At 66.4% G+C, this 20548-nt stretch carries 22 protein-coding genes; 18 read left to right on the plus strand and 4 right to left on the minus strand.

What is annotated here, in order from left to right:
* The first annotated feature begins 2 nt into the window (after positions 1–2).
* Together E3T35_RS08455 and E3T35_RS08460 are read left to right on the plus strand one after the other, a co-directional pair.
* Positions 3–326, plus strand: coding sequence for a DUF2469 family protein (locus E3T35_RS08455; protein WP_022886464.1), 324 nt, complete (start codon positions 3–5; stop codon positions 324–326).
* 62 nt (positions 327–388) lie between these two features.
* Entirely contained in the window at positions 389–1861 is a 1473-nt protein-coding gene (locus E3T35_RS08460; protein ID WP_134344326.1) for a glyceraldehyde-3-phosphate dehydrogenase, read from the plus strand.
* 38 nt (positions 1862–1899) lie between these two features.
* On the opposite strand, the gene E3T35_RS08465 is transcribed toward E3T35_RS08460, so the two are convergent.
* Positions 1900–2343, minus strand: coding sequence for a nitroreductase family deazaflavin-dependent oxidoreductase (locus E3T35_RS08465; protein WP_134344324.1), 444 nt, complete (start codon positions 2341–2343; stop codon positions 1900–1902).
* A 39-nt stretch (positions 2344–2382) separates the two neighbouring features.
* Between E3T35_RS08465 and E3T35_RS08470 the strand changes: the two genes are divergently transcribed.
* From E3T35_RS08470 to dprA, 4 genes are all read left to right on the plus strand, one after another.
* Complete coding sequence (locus E3T35_RS08470; RefSeq protein ID WP_134344322.1) at positions 2383–3522, plus strand: alcohol dehydrogenase catalytic domain-containing protein; 1140 nt, start codon at positions 2383–2385, stop codon at positions 3520–3522.
* Between the two features lie 102 nt (positions 3523–3624).
* Positions 3625–3981, plus strand: a complete 357-nt coding sequence (locus tag E3T35_RS08475) for a YraN family protein (protein WP_134344320.1) — start codon at positions 3625–3627, stop codon at positions 3979–3981.
* Positions 3981–5516 carry a YifB family Mg chelatase-like AAA ATPase gene (locus E3T35_RS08480; protein ID WP_134344318.1) on the plus strand — a complete coding sequence of 512 codons (1536 nt, stop codon included), beginning with the start codon at positions 3981–3983 and terminating at the stop codon, positions 5514–5516. Before E3T35_RS08475 ends, E3T35_RS08480 begins: the two co-directional genes overlap by 1 nt.
* Positions 5513–6847 (plus strand): DNA-processing protein DprA, encoded by a 1335-nt coding sequence (dprA, locus tag E3T35_RS08485; protein WP_134378487.1) that lies wholly within the window; start codon positions 5513–5515, stop codon positions 6845–6847. Before E3T35_RS08480 ends, dprA begins: the two co-directional genes overlap by 4 nt.
* A gap of 3 nt (positions 6848–6850) precedes the next feature.
* Here dprA and E3T35_RS08490 read toward each other — a convergent pair whose 3' ends face one another.
* Positions 6851–8338: a pyridoxal-dependent decarboxylase gene (locus tag E3T35_RS08490; RefSeq protein ID WP_134378489.1), complete on the minus strand. Its 1488-nt coding sequence runs from the start codon at positions 8336–8338 to the stop codon at positions 6851–6853.
* Positions 8339–8459: 121 nt separating this feature from the next.
* On the opposite strand from E3T35_RS08490, the gene E3T35_RS08495 reads away from it, so the two are divergent.
* Genes E3T35_RS08495 through E3T35_RS08505 form a run of 3 tightly spaced genes read left to right on the plus strand, consistent with a single transcriptional unit; the run spans position 8460 to position 11705 of the window.
* On the plus strand, positions 8460–9782 hold the full coding sequence (locus E3T35_RS08495; protein ID WP_134378491.1) for a beta-propeller fold lactonase family protein: 1323 nt from the start codon (positions 8460–8462) through the stop codon (positions 9780–9782).
* A gap of 50 nt (positions 9783–9832) precedes the next feature.
* Positions 9833–10756, plus strand: a complete 924-nt coding sequence (locus tag E3T35_RS08500; protein ID WP_134378493.1) for a phosphodiesterase — start codon at positions 9833–9835, stop codon at positions 10754–10756.
* A 13-nt stretch (positions 10757–10769) separates the two neighbouring features.
* Complete coding sequence (locus tag E3T35_RS08505; protein WP_241988777.1) at positions 10770–11705, plus strand: tyrosine recombinase XerC; 936 nt, start codon at positions 10770–10772, stop codon at positions 11703–11705.
* A 19-nt stretch (positions 11706–11724) separates the two neighbouring features.
* On the opposite strand, the gene E3T35_RS08510 is transcribed toward E3T35_RS08505, so the two are convergent.
* Complete coding sequence (locus E3T35_RS08510; protein WP_134344306.1) at positions 11725–12258, minus strand: M23 family metallopeptidase; 534 nt, start codon at positions 12256–12258, stop codon at positions 11725–11727.
* Positions 12259–12583: 325 nt separating this feature from the next.
* On the opposite strand from E3T35_RS08510, the gene rpsB reads away from it, so the two are divergent.
* The 9 genes from rpsB (at position 12584) to E3T35_RS08555 (ending at position 19475) form a co-directional block, all read left to right on the plus strand.
* Positions 12584–13528, plus strand: coding sequence for a 30S ribosomal protein S2 (gene rpsB, locus E3T35_RS08515; RefSeq protein WP_092341176.1), 945 nt, complete (start codon positions 12584–12586; stop codon positions 13526–13528).
* A gap of 10 nt (positions 13529–13538) precedes the next feature.
* Complete coding sequence (gene tsf, locus E3T35_RS08520) at positions 13539–14366, plus strand: translation elongation factor Ts (RefSeq protein WP_092341175.1); 828 nt, start codon at positions 13539–13541, stop codon at positions 14364–14366.
* Positions 14367–14489: 123 nt separating this feature from the next.
* Positions 14490–15245: a UMP kinase gene (pyrH, locus tag E3T35_RS08525; RefSeq protein ID WP_092341174.1), complete on the plus strand. Its 756-nt coding sequence runs from the start codon at positions 14490–14492 to the stop codon at positions 15243–15245.
* 30 nt (positions 15246–15275) lie between these two features.
* Entirely contained in the window at positions 15276–15830 is a 555-nt protein-coding gene (frr, locus tag E3T35_RS08530; RefSeq protein WP_092108831.1) for a ribosome recycling factor, read from the plus strand.
* A 9-nt stretch (positions 15831–15839) separates the two neighbouring features.
* Positions 15840–16853, plus strand: a complete 1014-nt coding sequence (locus E3T35_RS08535; RefSeq protein WP_104088228.1) for a phosphatidate cytidylyltransferase — start codon at positions 15840–15842, stop codon at positions 16851–16853.
* 47 nt (positions 16854–16900) lie between these two features.
* A complete protein-coding gene (locus tag E3T35_RS08540; RefSeq protein WP_134344304.1) occupies positions 16901–17644 on the plus strand; it encodes a DivIVA domain-containing protein in 744 nt (247 codons plus the stop codon).
* A gap of 54 nt (positions 17645–17698) precedes the next feature.
* A complete protein-coding gene (locus E3T35_RS19755) occupies positions 17699–18361 on the plus strand; it encodes a lytic transglycosylase domain-containing protein (RefSeq protein ID WP_241988778.1) in 663 nt (220 codons plus the stop codon).
* Positions 18362–18411: 50 nt separating this feature from the next.
* Positions 18412–18717 carry a hypothetical protein gene (locus E3T35_RS08550; protein ID WP_092341171.1) on the plus strand — a complete coding sequence of 102 codons (306 nt, stop codon included), beginning with the start codon at positions 18412–18414 and terminating at the stop codon, positions 18715–18717.
* Positions 18714–19475 carry an alpha/beta hydrolase gene (locus tag E3T35_RS08555; protein WP_134378497.1) on the plus strand — a complete coding sequence of 254 codons (762 nt, stop codon included), beginning with the start codon at positions 18714–18716 and terminating at the stop codon, positions 19473–19475. The genes E3T35_RS08550 and E3T35_RS08555 overlap by 4 nt, the downstream gene beginning before the upstream one ends.
* Before the next feature lie 16 nt (positions 19476–19491).
* Here E3T35_RS08555 and E3T35_RS08560 read toward each other — a convergent pair whose 3' ends face one another.
* Positions 19492–20541, minus strand: coding sequence for an AI-2E family transporter (locus tag E3T35_RS08560; protein ID WP_092341169.1), 1050 nt, complete (start codon positions 20539–20541; stop codon positions 19492–19494).
* Between the last annotated feature and the right edge of the window lie 7 nt (positions 20542–20548).

Below are 20548 nucleotides of genomic sequence, written 5' to 3' on the forward strand. Positions count from 1 at the left end.
CCATGGAAGAAGATGAATTCGAGGACTACGACCGCGAGGTCGAGTTGGCCCTGTACCGGGAATATCGAGACGTCGTTGGTCAGTTCCAGTACGTCGTCGAAACCGAACGACGCTTCTACCTCGCGAACGAGGTCGAACTGGTGCGCCGTGACACGGAACACGATTTCTACTTCGAACTGACCATGAAGGACGTCTGGGTCTGGGACGTCTACCGCTCGGATCGATTCGTGAAATCGGTGCGTGTGCTGACCTTCAAGGACGTCAACGTGGAAGAGCTCGCGTCGAAAGACTTCGAACTTCCCAAGGAACTTGCGCTCGACGAGTGAGGAATGACTCCGGGGCCTCGGGTGGCCGGACAGGACCGACGAAGGTTTAGGAAGGCAACCCTGTGATCCAGGACGCTGATCGTGCCCGTGCTCTGTGGAGCAACCGCGAGGCTCTCGCCGAGGCGATGATTCCTCTGATCGGGCGCCTCTACCGGGACAACACCGTGGTGACGAGCGTCTACGGACGCGGTCTGGTCAACAAATCGGTCGTTGGTCTGCTCAAAGCACATCGCTTCGCCCGTCACATAGCGGATGTCGAGCTTCCGCTCGAAGAGACCCTCCCCATTTTGCAGGCCATCGACGGCCTCAATCTGGGGGCTGCGTCGATCGACCTCGCGCGCCTCGCGCTCGGTTTTCGCGAGCAAAACAGCCGAGTCACCCTGGAAGAATACCTCCGCGCTGAACTCGCCGACGTCGTCGGCCAGCACGGACTCGACGGTCGCACCAGCACCGACGTTGTGCTCTACGGTTTCGGCCGTATCGGGCGCCTGCTCGCGCGCATCCTGATCGAACACGCCGGCGGCGGGCAGGGCCTGCGCCTGCGCGCGATCGTCGTGCGCCGCGGTTCGGCCAACGACCTGGTCAAGCGGGCCAGCCTGCTGCGCCGCGACTCGGTGCACGGCCCGTTCGAGGGCACGATCACCATCGACGAAGAGAACAACACCATCCTCGCCAACGGCACACTCATCCAGGTGATCTACTCCGGCGACCCGGCCAGCGTCGACTACACCCAGTACGGCATCCACGATGCCATCGTCGTTGACAACACCGGCAAGTGGCGCGACGAAGAGGGCCTCTCCCAGCACCTGAAATGCCCCGGCGTTGCCCGGGTGCTGCTCACCGCGCCGGGCAAAGGCGCGCTCAAGAACATCGTGCACGGCATCAACCACGGGGACATTCTGCCGACCGACCGCATCATCACCGCGGCGTCCTGCACCACGAACGCGATCACCCCGGTCCTGAAGGCCGTCAACGATCGCTACGGAATCATCGACGGCCACGTCGAAACCGTGCACTCGTTCACGAATGACCAGAACCTCATCGACAACTTCCACTCCGGTGACCGTCGGGGCCGTTCAGCCGCGCTCAACATGGTGATCACCGAGACCGGTGCCGCCAAGGCCGTGGCCAAGGCCCTGCCGGAGCTGGCCGGTAAGCTCACCGGCAACGCGATCCGCGTTCCCACGCCCGACGTGTCGATGGCTATCCTCAACCTGAACCTGGCCAGCGCGACCGATAAGGAGGAGCTCAACACCTACCTGCGCACGATGTCGCTGCACTCCTCGCTGCACCGCCAGATCGACTTCATCGACTCGCCCGAGGTGGTCTCGAGCGACTTCCTCGGCTCGCGTCGCGCTGGCATCGTCGATGGCTTGGCCACGATCGTCACCGACCAGAAGGCCGTGCTCTACGTCTGGTACGACAACGAATACGGCTACAGCTGCCAGGTGATTCGGGTGCTCGAGGAGATGTCCGGCGTGCACGCGCCGATCTTCCCGCCCATCCTGGTCGAGGCGCTCGAGCCGGTCGCCTAATGCTCTGAGTCGGACGGGGCCCAGGCCCCGTCCGTATTTTAGGGGCGGGGGTCGCAGATGACCACGGGGATGTCTCGGTCGGTTTTCGTCTGGTACTTCCGATAACCGGCGTAGGCGGCGACGATGCGCGGCCACAGCTCGGCTTTCTCGGTGGATGTCGCGGTGCGCGCCCGAAACGGCCGCGTCACTCCGCGAATGGTGAGCTCTACATCGGGCTGGGCCACGAGATTGCTGTACCAGAACGGATGCCGGTCGTCGCCGCCCTTGGACGCCACGAGCACATACCTTCCGCCCTCGTGCACCGGTGCTGTCAGCATCGTCGACCGACGCTGCCCGCTCGTGCGGCCGATCGTGTGCAGCTCGACGGCGGCCATGGTACCGATAGTCCAGCCGAGGCGTCCGCCGGAGACGAAAAGCAGCATCCGGTGTACGCCGTTCATCGCGCGCATGCCCAGATCGGTCAGCCGGTTGCCCACAGTCATAAGCCCAGCGTACGTCGCGTCGGGCGTTAGGTTGGAACAATGACTCCAGCAACGATGCTCAGTACGATTCTTCGCGAAGCCGGCACCTCGCGCCCCTATGCACAGAGCCGACCGCTGACGCTCGAACGGATTCCGGTGCCGACGCCGCGGACCGGCGAGGTGCTTGTGCGCATCGAACGCGCCAGCCTGTGCCACTCCGACCTTTCGGTCATCGATGGGTCGCGCCTACGCCCGCTGCCGATGGCGCTCGGCCACGAGGCCGCCGGCACAGTGACGGCACTCGGCGACGGCGTCGACGATCTGGCCATCGGCGACCGGGTCGTGCTGGTCTTCGTGCCGAGCTGCGGTGCCTGTCGGGCCTGCCTGGCTGGGCGCCCGGCGCTGTGCCACCGCGGCGCCGAGGCCAACGGATCCGGCGACCTGTTGCACGGACCGGCCGTGCTGATCGGCGGCGAGGGCGAACGCGTCAACCACCACCTGGGGGTCTCGGCGTTCTCGCAGTACGCGGTCGTCGCCCGCGAATCGGTCGTGCCGATCGACCAGGATGTTCCGTTCGACATCGCCGCCATGTTCGGCTGCGCGGCCCTCACCGGCATCGGCGCCGTGCTCAATACCGGCGCCCTCACGTCCGGCCAGTCTGTGATCGTGTTCGGACTCGGCGCGGTCGGTCTGATGGCTGTCATGGCCGCCGCCCAGGTGGCCGGCAGCACCGTCATCGCGATCGATCCGCTGCCCGAAAAGCAGGCGCTGGCCATCCGCTGCGGCGCCGACCATGCCGGCTCGCCCGACCAGGCGGGCGAACTGGTGCGTGAATACGCGGGCGATGGCGTCGACCTCGCCATCGAGGCCGTCGGCAGTGCCCGGGTGATGGAGGCGAGCCTCGCCCTGCTCACCCGGGGCGGCGCGCTCGTCTCGGTGGGCCTGCCGCACCCCGAGCAGACCATCACCACCCCGGCGTTGCAGTTCGCCGGGCTGGGCCGCCGGCTGCTCGGCTCGTACATGGGCGACTCCGTGCCCAGCCGCGACGTCCCGGCCTACCTGCAGCTGTGGCGGGACGGCAAACTGCCGGTCGAACTGCTGCACACCGACACCCGACCGCTCACTGACCTCAACGAGAGCCTCGACGCGCTCGTTGCCGGCGACGTCGTGCGCCGCCTGTTCGTCATGCACGACGAATAGCCTCTCCTCCACAGGGGCCCGGGCCGCGCGACTGTCCACGAATGTGGCGGCGGCCCACCCTCGGCCACACGTGAGCGCGCACTCTGGTGTTCGGAGGCACTCGTGGCGCGCAAGGACGAACTCGGCAAACTCGGCGAAGAGCAGGCCGCGCTTTTTCTTCAGGGTGCCGGCTACACCATCCTCACCCGCAACTGGCGGTGTGCGGAGGGAGAGATCGACCTCGTCGTACAGCGCGGCGCGGCCGTGGTCTTCGTCGAGGTGAAGACGCGCAGTAGCGTGCGCTTCGGGCATCCGTTTGAGGCGATCACCGTGAAAAAGCTGGCCCGGATGCGCCGACTCGCAGCCGTCTGGTGCGTGGCGGCCGAGCGCTGGCCGCGCCAGATTCGGCTCGACGTCATCGCTGTGATCGCGCCGAGGGGCCGTGAACCGGTCATCGAACACCTCGAGGGTGTGTTCTGATGGGAATCGCCCGCACCCACGCCGTCGCGATGCTCGGCCTGACCGGAGCACTCGTCGAGGTCGAGGCCGACATCTCCGCGCAACTACCGGGCATGATTCTGATCGGTCTGCCCGATGCCGCCCTGGCGCAGGCGACTCAGCGGGTGCGCGCCGCGGCGGCCAACAGCGGATGCCCCCTCACCGTTCACCGTCTCACCATCAATCTGTCGCCGGCCGCGTTGCCCAAACACGGCGCCGGCTTCGACCTCGCGATCGCGTTGGCCTGCCTGGCGGCTGACAGCACCGTTTCGGGCGAATCGGTCGGTAAGGTCGTGCATTTCGGCGAACTCGCCCTCGATGGTCGGCTGCGGCCGACGCCGGGCATTCTTCCCGGGGTGATGACGGCCGCCCGCCTCGGTCACACCACTGTGATGGTGCCGATCGGCAACGAGGCCGAGGCCCGACTCGTGCCCGATGTTCGGGTGATCGGTGTCACGTCGCTGCGCGATGCGGCGATCTTTCACGGCGCCCAACTGCCCCCGATACCGGTTGAGCCGATTCTGGCCGCAACAGTGCCGACCGATCTGGTTGCCGAGCCCGACCTGGCCGACGTGATCGGCAACGACGACGCCATTTTGGCCCTGCAGATTGCCGCCGCCGGCGGGCATCACGTGTTTCTGCTCGGCCCGCCCGGAGCCGGAAAGACAATGCTTGCGGCCCGCCTGCCCGGGCTGTTGCCTGACCTCGACCCGGCGAGCTCGCTCGAGGTCAGCTCGCTGCGCTCGCTCAGCGGCCTGGGACTGGGCGACACCCTGATTACTCGGCCGCCGTGGGAAGCACCCCATCACACCGCGACAGCCGCCGCCATGGTGGGCGGTGGCAACGGGCAGATTCGGCCGGGGGCCGCGTCGCAGGCCTCGCACGGCGTTCTGTTCCTCGACGAGGCTCCCGAATTCGCCTCACCGGTGCTTGACGCCCTGCGTCAGCCGCTGGAATCCGGCTGGATCAGCATTCACCGGGCCAATGCCGTCGCGCACTTTCCCGCCCGGTTTCAACTGGTCATGGCGGCCAACCCGTGCCCGTGCGGGCAGTATGGCGCTGGCGATCTGAGCTGCACCTGCCCGCCGAACGCCCGCCGCCGCTACCTCGCCCGCATCTCCGGGCCGTTGCTTGACCGCATCGACATTCAACTCAACGTCAAACGAATCACTGCCGCCCAGCTGCGCCTCGCCGCGGGCACCCAGCGGATGACGAGTGCCACCGCCCGAGAGCGGGTGGTCACCGCGCGGGCTGCCGCGGCCGAGCGGCTTCGCAGCACCGCCTGGAGGCTGAACTCCCAAGTTCCGGGCCCCTGGCTGCGCGGCGCGGCAGTGCGCCTGGCCCCGAGCACCACCGCCGGCCTCGATCGCGCGCTTGAACGTGGCGGAATCACCATGCGCGGCTACGACCGGGTGCTGCGCATCGCGTGGACCCTGGCCGACTACGACGGTCTCACCATTCCCGGCCCTGACCAGGTCGGCCAAGCCCTCTACCTACGCAAAGGAATTTCATCATGACGCTGTTCGGGCTCGACGAAACCCGGGTGAGTCAGCTCACTGCGGGCGTACGCCGTGGAATGCCGGTTGACGCTAGCGACAACGCTGACTCCGCCGCGGCCGGCGAGGTCTTCGCCCGCGCGGCCTGGTCGGGCATTGCCGAACCCGGTGACGGTACGGCGGGCTTGCTCGTGGCGAGCCTTGGCGCGAGCGTGGCCCTGACCGCCATTCTCGAGTCGTGGAGCCCGGTGCGCATCGGCGCGCTCGTGCGAGACGCGCTCGGCGAAGACCCGGACGGGCCCGATCTCGTCTTTGCGGCCGGTCCCAGCGCCGATCCCACCGAAGCGGATGCTCACACCAGCGCCGAGCTGGAGCTGGCCCTCGACGCGGGGCTGCAGCGCTGGCGGCCGCGGCTCAACTCGGGTGACGTCATCCGCTCGCTGCAGCAAGCGGCCCGCGTCGATGCCCGGTTGCTGCTGGCCACGGATGCCCTGTGGCCGTCTTCGCTCGGCGACCTCGAACAGCATGCGCCGCTCGCGTTGTGGTGGCGCGGCGTACCCGGCGCCCTGGCCGCGCTCCCTAACTCGATCGCGCTGGTCGGCGCTCGGGCGGCCACCGGCTATGGCGAGCACATCGCCATGGAAGCCTCGGCCGGGTTGGTCGACCGCGGTTTCGCGGTCGTCTCCGGTGCCGCCTATGGCATCGACGGCATGGCCCATCGGGCCGCACTGGCCAGTGACGGCGTGACCGTGGCCTTTCTGGCCGGGGGAGTCGACCGGTTCTACCCGAGTGGCCACGACTCCCTGCTCACCCGAATCGTCGCCTCCGGGGCGGTTGTCTCCGAGCTGCCCTGCGGCGCCGCACCCACGAAGTGGCGCTTTCTGCAGAGAAACCGGTTGATTGCTGCGGCGAGCGCGGCGACGGTCGTACTGGAGGCGGGCTGGCGGTCGGGCTCCCTGAACACGGCCGGTCATGCCTCCGCGCTGGGTCGGCCGCTCGGCGCCGTACCGGGTCCCATCACGAGCCCCACCTCGGCCGGCTGCCACCGTCTCATTCGCGAGTTCGCCGCGGTCTGCGTGACCAGCCCGACGGAGATGGCCGAGCTCGTCGGGGAGCGGTCGATCCAGGTGCCCCTCGACTTTGCTGTCACCGATGCCGGGCCGGGCCCGATACCGCGCACGAGCGACCAGATCCGCGTGTTCGATGCCCTGAGCGGGCGCTCGCCGCGCACGGTCGCCGACCTGTCCCGTCGGGCCGGGCTGTCAAGCGCGGCAGTGCGCGGTGCCCTCGGCGGGCTCGATCTCGACGGGGCTGCCCAGGAGCGGGAGGCCGGCTGGGTGCGGCGGGCCTAGGGCTCAGTCTTGATCGTCGGTCGCGTGGGGAGTGCTCGCTGCTGTCGGCCGGGGCGGGATCGCCTTCGCGTCGGCTGATCGTGCAGGGTCAACATCCACTGCCGCGCAGGCCCGCGCCACTGCGGCGAGGGAGAGCGCGACGTCCGCGGCATCCGTCGACCAGTTGCTCACCGAGATGCGCAGGATGTCCCGGTCGTGCCAGCGCGACCCCGACATCCAGGCCGAACCGTCGGCAATGAGTTGCTGGGTCACCCGTCGGGTGCGATCGTCGCTGCCGAAGCTCACGCACACCTGCGTGAACACGACCTCGTTGAGCACCTCAACGCCCGGAATGACCCGAAGGCCGTCGGCCAGGGCCCTTGAGTTCGCGGCGAGACCATCGACCAGAGCAATCGTGCCGGCGCGGCCGAGGGATCGAAGCGCCGCCCAGACCGGAACGCCCCGTGCCCGACGGGATAATTCGGGCACCTTCTCGAACGGGTCGCCGGGGCTGCGGTGTTCGCCTGCAGCGTCCGCGGCGATGAGGTAGCTGGTGTGCACGCCGAAGACCCGGCGCACCACCTCGGGCCGCGACACGATCGCCACCCCGCAGTCGTAGGGAACGTTGAGGGTTTTGTGGGCGTCGGTGGCCCAGGAATCAGCCCGTTCCAGACCGGTCAGCTGGTCGCGAGACCGCGGACTGGCCGCCGCCCACAGGCCGAACGCGCCGTCGACGTGCACCCAGGCTCCGTGCCGGCGGGCCACGTCGATCGCCGCACCCATCGGGTCAGACGCTCCGGAATGCACGTTGCCGGCCTGAAGGCAGACGATCGCCGGGCCGGAGCCGGCATTCAGTAGCTCGGCGAGGGCGTCGGGCCGTAACCGCCCCTCAGCGTCGACATCCACCACGATCGGCGCCCCGAGACCGAGGTAGCGCAGCGTGAGATCGATGACCTCGTGACGCTCGACGCCCACAAAGACCCGCACCCGGGGAGCGCCCGTCAGGCCGTCCCGGTCGATTTCCCACCCGGCCTGCTCGAGTACCCACTGTCGACCGGCGGTGAGACCGACGAAATTGGCCATGGTCGCGCCCGTTGTGAATCCGACATCCGCTCCCGGCGGTAGCCCCAGCAGGTCGAGGAGCCAGCCGCCGGCGGTCTCCTCGAGCACGGCGGTCGCGGGCGTGGCGAAGCGCATTCCGGCATTCTGATCCCATGCGGTGACCAGCCAATCGGCGGCGAGGGCCGCCGGCAGGGTTCCGCCAATGACCCAGCCGAAGAACCGGCCGGACGGCATCGCCATCAGGCCGGGTTCGGCAAACGAAGCGAGTTCATCGATGACGTCAGCCGCAGGGGTCGGGGCCGGGGGCAGCGGGCCAGCCGACAGCGCGGCCAGGGTATCGGCGTCGACGCGGGGGCCGACCGGGCGGGAAGGAAGCGACGCAAGCCAGGCCTGGGCGTGCAGCAGCGCACGATCCAGAGCCTCGAAATAGGCGTCCGGCTGGGCAGACATGGTGCCATGATAGCGCGCCCATGCGCCCTTGTCGCCGGTCGGTGACGGGGCTACTGTAACCCGCAACATCGCCAATTGCCCCACCCTGTCGACTGTCAGAATTTTCAGAGAAGTGGATGTCATGAGCGCACCAGTAGCCGTCCAACGTCGAGGCCTCGGCTTCGCACTCACCGTTCTCACCGTTGGAGCGGCCGTCCTGGCCTCCACTCCGGCGGCGCTCGCAAACCCCGCGGCCAGCGCGCCCCGCACGATGAGCCAGCCGACCGCGATTCAGCCCGCAGCCAGCCAGTTGACCGCAACGCCGATTCCCACCATCAGCGGAATACCGCAGGCTGGTCGGCGGCTGACCGCCTCCCCGGGCACCTGGAAACCGGCACCGGTAACGCTGTCCTACCGCTGGAAGGTGAATGGTGTGGCGGTTCCGGGCGCCACGGCATCCACTTTCACGCCCTCCAACACCCAGGTGGGCAAGCGCGTCACCGTGACCGTCACCGGCACCAAGATCGGGTATCAGACGGTCTCGAAGACGAGCGCGTCGACCAAGCCCGTCGCTCCGGCCACGATCGCCGTCGGTGCCAATCCGCGCGAGCTCGTCGTGACGAAAAACGGCCGCTGGGCGTACGTCGCCAACGCCGGCGCGCGTACGGTCTCGGTGATCGACACGGCCACCGGCACAGTCGTCGCCACCATTCCGCTGGGCGGCACCCCCCGAGCTCTCGCAGTGTCGACCAACCAGAAACAGGTGTTCGTGAGCACCTGCAGCGACGAAAAGATCTACGCCCTGAACATTGCCACAAACACGGTCGCCTACTCCTTCCAGGCCGGCGCCTGCGGTGACCTCGTGGCCACCCCCGACGGCAAATCGCTCTACGTCGGCGGTTCGGACTCACTGTTCGATATCACTGTGGCGACCATCGCCACCCGCTCGCTCGCCGAGCCGATCTTCACCGGTGCCCCGGTAGGTGAACTCACTCCGAGCGCTGATCGAAAGAAGGTCTACCTGAGCAACGGCGACGACTACGGCGTGCTGATCATCGACACGGCCGCGCCCCAGGGACCGCTCGGGGAGTTCAACACCTCGCACCCGCCGATCGCGTCGGCACCGTCACCCGACGGTAAGACGGTCTACGCCAGCCTCGGACGCGACCTGCTCACCGGGCCGTCCAATGCCGTGGAAGTCATAGACACCGCCACGAATCGGGTGCGGGCCAGCATCGCCATCACCGCCCCCGGCGCCCTGACGGTGAGTCCGGACGGAACGAAACTCTACGTGCTGTCGACCGAGAACAACACCATCGTCACGATCAGTACCGCCACCAACCGGGTGCTCAGTCGCATCCCGGTCGGGCATACCCCGACGAGCCTCGTGGTCACCCCCGACGGCAGCAAGGTGGGCATCACCAATTACGACGACAACACGGTGTCGGTGCTGCCGGTGTTCTGACTCGGCTGTCGGTGGCTGCCCGTAGTCTGAAGACCGACGAAAGGTGATTCATGGCAGCCGTGCAGCTGGGTCAGTACGCGCCCGCCGAGAAAATTCTGGTGCATGTCAGTGACACCCATTTTCTGGGCGACGGCGCGGCGCTCTACGGAGCCGTCGACACCGACCAGACCGTGCATCGTGCCTTCGAGCAGCTGCACCGCTCGGGCATTCGCCCCGACGCGTTCATCCTCACCGGTGACGTGGCCGATCGCGGCGAAGCGGATGCCTACCGCCGCATTCGCGGCATCGTTGAGGCTGCAGCCGCGCAATGGGGGGCGGCGATCGTCTGGGTGATGGGAAACCACGATCAGCGCGAACCGTTTCGTACCGAGCTTCTCGGCGAGACGCAGTCGGGCGGCGTTGGGGAGCCCGTCGATCAGGCCCCCGTCGATCAAGTGCACGACCTCGATGGCCTGCGCATCATCGTCCTCGACACGAGCGTTCCGGGCTATCACCACGGTGAGATCACCGATGCCCAGCTCGAATGGCTGCGCGCGGTTCTGTCAACGCCGTCCCCGCGCGGGTCGATTCTGGCCCTGCACCACCCGCCGATACCCACCCCGCTGCCGTTGATGAGCGTGCTCGAACTGCAGGACCAGCCGCGACTGGCCGCCGTACTGGTGGGCAGTGATGTGCGGGCCATCCTCGGCGGGCACCTGCACTATTCCACCCAGGGTCTGTTCGCCGGTATCCCGGTATCGGTCGCGGCTGCGACCTGCTACACGATGGACCTCGGCGCCCCCGACCGTGAACTCACCGGGGTGAACGGCGCTCAGACGCTCAACCTCGTGCACGTCTACACCGACCAGATCACGCACTCCCAGCTGCCGATCGGAGAGTTCGTCGCCGTCACGCACTTTCCTGCTGCCTATGTCGATCAGCTGGCTGTGCTCACCCCCGAAGGCCGCCGGGAGGCCTTTTCTCGCCAGCAGTGAAGGGAACCACACGGTGCAGCTGAACAACGACATCGACGAGTTTCTGCGCTACCTCAGCGCTGAGCGCGGCTACTCGGTGCACACGCTGCGGGCCTACCGCACCGACCTGAACCAACTGGCCGGGTTTGCCGGCGACCGGGGCGTCGAGGCATCCGCTGACCTCAGTCTCGAACTGCTGCGGGAATGGCTCTGGGCTGCCACCCAGGCCGGCCTGGCCCGGGCCACCCTGGCTCGCCGGTCGGCGTCGGCGCGCAGCTTCACCGCGTGGCTGGCGCGCAGCCATGACGACAGCGCCGACCCGGCGGCCCGCCTGCGCTCGCCGAAGCCGGGGCGCACCCTGCCGCGGGTCATCACCCACACCCAGATGACCGATCTGCTCGATCTCTTGGCGGCGCGCGCCAGTGGTGGAGAGGCGCTCGCACTGCGCGATCTCGCGATTGTCGAGCTGCTCTACGCCTCGGCGCTGCGCGTCTCCGAGCTCGTGGGTCTCGATCTGCCCGACGTTAACCTGGATCGGCTGACCGTGCGGGTCACCGGCAAGGGCGCCAAGGAACGCGTGGTTCCGTTCGGGGTGCCGGCAAAACGCGCCCTCGTTGAGTACCTGCGCCAAGCCCGGCCGGCGCTGCTCGCACAAGCTGGAGCGCCGCCCAACAGCGCGACGGCACCCAATGCCGTCGCGTTGTTCCTGGGCCGCACAGGCCGACGACTCGGCGTGCGCGGGGTCTATCGCCTCGTTGCTGCCCTCCTCGACGCAATCGGCGGCACCGGCCCGGCCGGACCGCACGCCCTGCGCCACACCGCCGCCACCCACCTGCTCGACGGCGGAGCCGACCTGCGCGCCGTACAGGAACTGCTCGGTCACGTCAGCCTCGGTACCACCCAGATCTACACCCACGTCTCGGCGGAACGCCTCAAAGCCAGCTACGGACTCGCCCACCCCCGCGCATGACCGCATGACCCAGTCGCGGTCATGGCACGGCGGGCAACAACACCGCGCGCGGCACATTCCCCAGGAAGAGTAATGGCGACACGTACCAGCCGTGCTGACGAACACCGAAGTGCAGGCACCCGGGCGGGCAATGACCGCCGCTCGCGACGATGCCGATCAGCTGCCCGGCCCGAACATGATCGCCCACAGCGACTACGGCGTCCACCGGCTCGACCGTCGTGATCACATCGTTCGGCTGCATGATCGACAGCACCGACCGATCGACGACTCGGCCAGCGAAGGACACCACGCCATCGTGGGCAGCAAAGACCTTCTCGTTCGCCGCGGCCGCCAGATCGATCCCGCGATGGCCGCCCGCATACTGTGATTCCGGCGCCACAAACCCCCGGATCAACCGGTGGGGTTCCGCGAGCGGCCAACGCCAGTCATCCGTTGTAGTCGCTGCGGCTGACGACGAAGTCCCGGCTGACACGGCGTCCGACGCCGGCCCAGCACCAAACACGACGATCACAGTAACGAGAGCGGATGCCGCCAGCGCGCGCAGATTCTGCATGCCCCCACCCTGCCGCCGGGCTCCGGCAACCGCCGGGCCTCGGCTGCATCGGTGTACATCTCCAAAGGTCAGGTCCGGTGGAGGAGCCGGTCACACGGCACGGTCGCCCGAGCACTCCCGTCGGTGATACGCTATCCCCAGCAGCGCTTTGTGCGCTGACTACGCGTGCCCATTTGGCCGCCATGTCCAATCGGTCCCGTCTCACGAGTAACCAGCGTGAACAGGGCGGACATGTGCCGGGCACCAGGAGTGATGATCGACCGATCATCGCACAAACCGATTGGTGTGGTCTCTCGAGGCCTGCATCAGAACAGGAGTACGGCACATGGCCGTCGTAACAATCCGCCAGCTGCTCGACAGCGGCGTGCACTTCGGGCACCAGACCCGCCGTTGGAACCCGAAGATGAAGCGCTTCATCTTCACCGAGCGTTCCGGCATCTACATCATCGACCTGCAGCAGTCGCTCGGTTTCGTTGACAAGGCCTATGACTTCGTCAAGGAGACGGTTGCCCACGGCGGCACCATTCTCTTCGTCGGCACCAAGAAGCAGGCCCAGGAATCCATCTCGGAGCAGGCGCAGCGCGTGGGCCAGCCCTACGTCAACCAGCGTTGGCTCGGTGGACTTCTCACCAACTTCCAGACCGTTTCCAAGCGTCTGGCCCGTATGAAAGAACTCGAAGAGCTCGACTTCGAAGACACCGCCAAGAGCGGTTTCACGAAGAAGGAAATGCTCATCAAGAAGCGCGAGCTCGTCAAGCTGCACAAGAGCCTCGGCGGAATCCGCAACCTCACGAAGACCCCGTCTGCCCTGTGGGTTGTCGACACCAACAAGGAGCACCTCGCCATTGACGAGGCGCGCAAGCTTGGCATCCCGGTTATCGCCATCCTCGACACCAACTGCGACCCCGACGACGTGCAGTACCCGATCCCGGGCAACGACGACGCCATTCGCTCCGTTGGGCTGCTGACCCGCATCATCGCGGACGCCGCAGCCGAGGGCCTGATCCAGCGCCACGCCAAGCCGGAGGCCGAAGTTGAGCCCCTCGCCGCGTGGGAAGCTGAACTGCTCCAGGCGTCCGACGTCGAGACCACCCCCGCGCAGTCCTCTGCGGAGACCGAGAAGGTTGCCGACGCGACCGTCGTGGCCGACGAGGCCGTCGTTGCAGAGCCCACCATCGCCGATGCAGTCGCCGACGCCGACGTTGCCGCCGTTCTGGCTGCCGTTGCTCCGGTTGCCGACGAGACCGTCCCAACCGACGAGACCAAGTAAGGAACCCGGTATGGCAAACTTCACACTCGAAAACGTCAAGGCTCTTCGCGAGAACCTCGGCACCGGAATGGTCGACACCAAGAATGCCCTCGTTGAAGCTGACGGCGACATGGACAAGGCCATCGAGATCCTGCGTCTCAAGGGGGCCAAGGGCAACGCCAAGCGCGCTGACCGTTCCACCTCTGAGGGACTCGTCGCCGCCAAGGAAATCGGCACGACCGCGTACATGATCGAACTCGCCTGCGAGACCGACTTCGTCGCTAAGGGCGACAAGTTCGTCGTTCTGGCCGACAAGGTTCTCGACGCGATCGCCGCCGCTGGCGCGACCACGGTCGAGGCCGGACTGGCAGCATCCGCTGGAACCCAGACCGTTGCCGAGCTCATCGACGGCGAAGCCGCAATCATCGGCGAGAAGTTCGAACTTCGCCGTGTTGCGGCCGTCACCGGCGAGTCGTTCTCGATCTACCTGCACAAGACCAGCAAGGACCTGCCCCCGCAGGTCGGCGTTGTTCTGGGCTTCTCCGGCACCGATGTGGAGACCGCGCGCAGCGTGGCCCAGCACATATCGTTCGCCAACCCCGAGTACCTCGCAGCGAGCGACGTTCCGGCCGATCTGGTGGAGACTGAGCGCAAGATCGTCACCGAGATCTCGAAGAACGAGGGCAAGCCGGAAGCGGCACTGCCCAAGATCGTTGAGGGACGCGTCAAGGCGTACCTCAAGCAGGTCGCCCTGCTCGAACAGGACTACGCCAAGGACAACAAGGTGTCCGTTGCGAAGGTTCTGGACGATGCAAAACTGACCGTGTCGGGCTTCGCCCGGTTCAAGGTCGGCGCCTAACAATAAATGTCGGAGGTCGGATTGCGAAAGCAATCCGGCCTCCGTTTGTGTGTGTGCCCCCGCTGGGGGACGCGCGGCACTTGATAGTTTGGTAACACCCCCTCTCGGAAGGCCCCGCACGACATGACTGACACGGCCAGCTCGCCCACGACCCACACCAGCCCGACCGCGGTCGTCAAGAAACGACGGGTGCTCCTCAAACTCTCCGGTGAGGCCTTCGGCGGTGGCGCCGTCGGCGTCAATCCGGATGTCGTCAGCTCGTTGGCCCGTGAAATCGCCGAGGGCGCCAAGCAGGTCGAGGTGGCCATCGTGGTCGGCGGCGGAAACTTCTTTCGCGGTGCCGAGCTCTCCCAGCGCGGCATGGACCGCGGCCGCGCCGACTACATGGGTATGCTCGGCACTGTCATGAACGCCCTGGCCCTGCAGGACTTTCTCGAACAGGCCGGCGCCGAAACGCGCGTACAGTCTGCCATCTCGATGACCCAGGTGGCCGAGCAGTACATTCCGCGGCGCGCCGAACGCCACCTGGAGAAGGGCCGCGTCGTCATCTTCGGTGCCGGCGCCGGACTGCCCTACTTCTCCACCGACACCGTCGCCGCGCAGCGCGCCCTCGAAATCGACGCCGACGTCGTGCTGGTGGCCAAGAACGGCGTTGACGGCGTTTATTCCGACGACCCCCGCACCAACCCCGACGCCCAAAAGATTCACCACATCACCTATCTGGAAGCCCTGCAGCGCGGCCTCAAAGTGGTCGACTCCACCGCCTTCAGCCTGTGCATGGACAACCACATGCCCATGCAGGTCTTCGGCATGGCGCCGGAGGGCAACGTGACCGCAGCCATCCTCGGCACCGATCTGGGCACTCGCGTCTCCAACTAGAATTGTTCCACCACCAATAAAGGAGTCACCGTGATCGCGGATGTTCTTTCCGACGCCACTGCGCGCATGAACCGGGCCCTCGAGGCCGCCAAAGACGACTTTGGTACCGTGCGCACCGGGCGAGCCAACCCGCAAATGTTCGCGAAAATTCTGGTGAGCTACTACGGCACCCTGACGCCGCTCGAACAGCTCGCGTCGCTGCAGAACCAGGAAGCACGCACCATGCTGATCGGCCCGTATGACAAGGCAGCGCTGCGCGACATCGAAATCGCCATTCGCGACACCCCGAACCTGGGTGCCAACGTCGGCAACGACGGCACCACCATCCGGGCCACCCTCCCCGAACTCACCACGGAACGCCGCAAGGAGTTCGTGAAGATCGTCAAGGCCAAAGCAGAGGATGCCCGCATCTCGGTGCGCAACATTCGCCGCAAGGCCAAGGATGAACTCGACGCCCTCAAGAGCGAGGTCGGCGACGACGAGGTCGGTCGTGCCGAGAAGGAACTCGAGCTGATCACCAAGAGCCACGTGGACGGCATCGACGACGCCTTCAAGCGCAAGGAAGCCGAACTCCTCGAGATCTAGGAGCTTCAGATGACCGAGAAACCGGAGAATGACCAGCCGCACAAACGCGGTCGCGGCGTCAGTCGCGCCGAGTTCCGGGCGCAAGTGAAAACCACGCGCGCTGATTTCGAACGCCAGGTGCAAACCACCAAGGCCGATTTTGAACGCCAGGTGCAGGCCACACGGGCTCAACTCGACCAGGCCAACGAACGCATCGAAGCGCGTACTGGGCGCAACCTCATTCTGGCCATCCTGATCGGACTGGTGCTCGGCGGCTCCATGCTGGTGAGCCTCATCATCATCAAACAGCTCTTCATGATCTTCGCCGTCGTGATCGTCGGTTTCTGTGCGTTCGAGCTGGCCCAGGCCCTGCGGCATGCCGGACGCAACGTTCCGCGCATCCCCGTGATCATCTCGGCCATCGCGATCGTTCCGGCCGCGTTCTATGGCGGGGCAACCGGCCAATGGCTGGTCATGCTCGGCGGCATCGTGCTGATCGGCCTGTGGCGTCTGGCACTGCTGGTCATTCCGTCACATCGCGCCTCGGCCCGATCCATCGTTGGCGACGTGGGCGGCGGCATCCTGATTCAGGTCTACGTGGTCTTTCTCGCGAGTTTCGCCGTGCTGCTCGTGGCCCAGGACCACGGACAGTGGTGGACGCTCGCCTTTCTGATCTTGGTTATCTCTGCCGACACGGGAGCCTACGTCAGCGGCCTCAACTTCGGCAAGCACCCGATGGCACCGTCGATCAGCCCCAAGAAGACCTGGGAAGGCTTCATCGGGGCCGGCCTGATCTGCATGATCGCCGGTGTGCTGCTGTCGATCTTCATGCTCCAGCAGCCGTGGTGGTTCGGACTGGTGTTCGGCGCTGTCATTCTGCTCACCGCCACCTTCGGCGACCTGGCCGAATCACTGATCAAGCGCGACCTCGGTATCAAAGACATGAGCTCGTGGCTGCCAGGGCACGGCGGCTTTCTGGACCGGCTCGACTCGATCCTGCCGTCGGCCGCTGCCGCCTACGCGCTTTACCTGGTCTTTGCATGAGCCGGGGCGATTCTTTTCCCACGAACTTCGTACGAGACAATGAGGCTATGAGCACCATATTTCCCCGAGTGGGCAAGAAGTCTCTCGGCTACAACGTCTCCCAGGTCGACGCGTTCCTGGCCGCAGCCCGACGCGCGTACGACCAGCCTGACCACCCGGGCGACGACCTCGATGCCGATACTGGTGTCGTGGAGTCCGTCGACGAGATCGCCACCGGCACCGAGACTGCCGACACCGAGACCGTCACCACGCCGCCGCCGACCACGGACGACGAAGCCGGCGCCGCCGACGGGACCGAGGCCATCCACGCGATTGTCGCGGAGAAGGCCGAGGCGGAAGCTGCCCGCACCGTTGCAGCATTGACGGCCGAGGGGATCCGTCACACCGCCTTCGCCATGCACAAGGGCGGATACTCACCCGAACACGTCGACGCGGCGCTGGAGCGGCTCGAAGACGCCTTCGCGGCTCGGGAACGCGATCAGGCGACGCACGACCGGGGCGAGCAGGCCTGGATGGCTGACGCCGAGGGCACCGCCGACGTGATCGTGGCCCGACTCAGCCGCACCCCCGGGCACCGTTTCACCCGCACCAGCGTGCTCGCGGTCGGCTATAAACGAGTGGATGTCGACCGCCTCGCGAACAAATTGGTGAAGTATTTTCAAGACGGTCGCGAGCTCACCGTTGACGAGGTTCGCACCGCCGTTTTTCGCCCTGAACGGGGCGGATACCGGGAAGCGCAGGTGGACCTCGTGCTCGACAGCGTCGTCGACGTCATGCTCGCGGTCCGCTGATTTGACCGCCGTTACTTGGTCGTTACCTAATTTGTCAGCTAAGGTCGTGTACTAATGGGTAGGCATCTGCAAGTTATCGACACTGTCCCGGCCGCGGCCCGGCCGAAAGTTCGTCGAACCCGACGCCGGGTGAAGCCCGCGCACTTCATGTTCGGCTTCACCGCCGCCTGTGCCTTCGTTCTCGTCACCGTGGTCGACCCCTACTCCGGCGCTACGGCGTCACCGTATTTTCAGATAGCCGGCAGCACGACCGATACTGGGCCGGCCCAGGCCGTTCTCGTCGCCGGCAGCTACGCGAACACCATCACCCGCGACGGCTATGCCGTTACCGAGAAGCCCAAACCGGTGCCCGTCGTCGTCGCGGTCGAAAAGAAAACGCAGAGCTTCACCGCCCCATCTGCCGCCGTGCCCGATCCCGGCTCGGCCCAGGCCTACGCCTACGACGCCGTTGCCGCTCGCGGCTGGGGCGAAGACCAGTACAACTGCCTCGTCTCGCTCTGGCAGAAGGAATCTGGCTGGCGCGTCAACGCCCAGAACGGTTCGAGCGGAGCCTATGGGATTCCGCAGGCGCTCCCCGGCTCCAAAATGGCCACGGCGGGCGAGGACTGGGCCACCAATGCCGGAACGCAGATCGAATGGGGCCTGGGTTACATCACCGGGCGCTACGGCACCCCCTGCGGCGCGTGGGCGAAGTCGCAGGCCTCGGGCTGGTACTAGCCGCACTTCGGCTGTCGAGCGGCGCCAGGTGCGCACTTTAGACTGGAATCATGGCGCGCAGCAATCGACCCCGAGGCCGCAAAGCCCAGCAGCCGGTCGACGACGACGAAGCCGTTGACCTGAATCATCTGCTCGCGGGGTGGCGGCGCAGTGAGGTGCGGCGGGACGGCCTTTGGCACGTGCAGCCGGTTCCCGCCAAGCAGGCGGTCAAAACGTATCTGTGCCCGGGATGCACCCAGGGAATCCTTCCCGGCACCGCTCATATCGTCACCTGGCGCGGGGATGGAGTGCTCGGCGACAACGCCGACCTCTCCAACCGGCGGCACTGGCACACCCACTGTTGGAAGATCAAATGACCCGCGAAAGTTCAGGAGAACCCGTGCCGGTTGATATTCGTGGTGGCATCGAACTGCCCGCCACCATCGAACACATCGAGCTGCGCACCAGCGACGGCCTCACCCTGGTGGGCGAGCTGGCGACCCCGGTGGATCGTGCGCCGGTAGCGACACTCGTGACGCTGCATCCGCTGCCCACCGCCGGCGGCTTCATGGACTCGCACATTCTGCGAAAGGCCGCCAACCGGCTGCCAGCCCTGGCCGATCTGGCCGTGCTGCGCTTCAACACCCGCGGCACGTCATCGCCGCGCGGCACCAGCGAAGGTGATTTCGGTCATGGCCTCACCGAACGGGCCGATGTCGCCGCGGCAATGACTTTCGTCGCCGAACGCCACCTTCCCAATCCCTGGCTGGTCGGCTGGTCCTTCGGCACCGAACTGGCCCTCAAGTACGGCCTGGAGCACCCCATCCGCGGGGCCATCCTGCTGTCACCGCCGCTGCACCGCACGACCAACGAAGAGCTGGCAGCGTGGGCCGGCAACGAACGCGAACTGGTCGCGCTGATCCCCGAGTTCGACGACTACCTGCGACCGGATGCCGCCCGCCTGCGGTTCGCCAGCGTGCCCGGTATGCGTCTGGTCGCCGTCGAGGGTGGCAAGCACCTCTGGGTGGGCGAGAATCTGACCCGTCGGGTGCTCACCGAGATCGTCGCCACCATCAACCCCGGCGTACTGCCGTTGCCGACCGAGTGGCCCGCGCCGCCGCCCGCTGCCTCCTGAGGCAGGTCGTCGGGCGTCAGAGCTCGTTCTGGCGGGGGATGACGACCTGTTTGACGATCATGATGACCGAAGCGGCCACCGGGATCGCGATCAGGGCACCGAGAATGCCGAGCAGGCTGCCGCCGGCCAGAGCCGCGATCACGACGACCGCGCCCGGCACAGAGACGGCCCGGTTCATGATGTTGGGGCTGAGTACGTATGCCTCGACCTGCATATAGATGAGGTAGTAGATCGCCGCGGCCAGCGCGGTCTGCGGAGAACTGCCGATCTCGGGAATCAGGCAGGTCAGCACGATGATGACCGAACCGGAGATCGTACCGACCAGCGGAATCAGCGACAGCAGGAAGGCGATGAACGCCAGCAGCGCCGGGAACGGCGCGCCGATGATCGACAGAAAGATGAAGCTCAGCACGCCATTGACCGAGGCCAACGCCGCCTGGCCGACGATGTAGCGGCCGACGGCCGTGGTGATCTGTTCGCTGATGTCGGTGAACCGTTCCCGCTTGGACGCGGGAACCAGCTGGTAGGTGGCGCGTTTCATGTTGTTCAGCGAGGCCGTGAAGTAGAGCGTGAGAATCAGGATGATGAGCCCGCCGAACAGGCCGTTCACGAAGGCCAACCCCGACTGCACGACCGTCGCCGTGATGTTGGTGAGGTTTCCGCCGAGAAAATTAGTGATCGTCTTGGTGATCTCGGTGATGTCGAGACCGGGGAACTGCTTCTGCAGATCGCTCAGGAAAGTTGAGCTGTTCACGGCCGTGACGAGCTCCGGAATAAGCTTGGACAGCTTGGAGACCTGGTCGACGATGATTGGCACGATCGCAAAGATCACGCCGGTGAGTACGCCGAGGACGCCCGCGACGACGATGAGAATGGCCGCCCAGCGCGGGAACTTCTTCTTCTCCAGCCAGGAGACCGCCGGGTCGAGGCCGAGCGCAATGAACAGCGCGGCCCCGACATAGATGATGATCGTCTGCAGGGTGATCACCGAGGTGATGATCAGCAGGCCCAGGCCTACGCCCAGGGTTCCGACGAGTCCGAATCGAAAGGCGTTCTGAATTTTCACGTGTCGT

The sequence above is a fragment of the Cryobacterium sp. TMT1-2-2 genome (assembly GCF_004403505.1).
Lineage (GTDB): Bacteria > Actinomycetota > Actinomycetes > Actinomycetales > Microbacteriaceae > Cryobacterium > Cryobacterium flavum.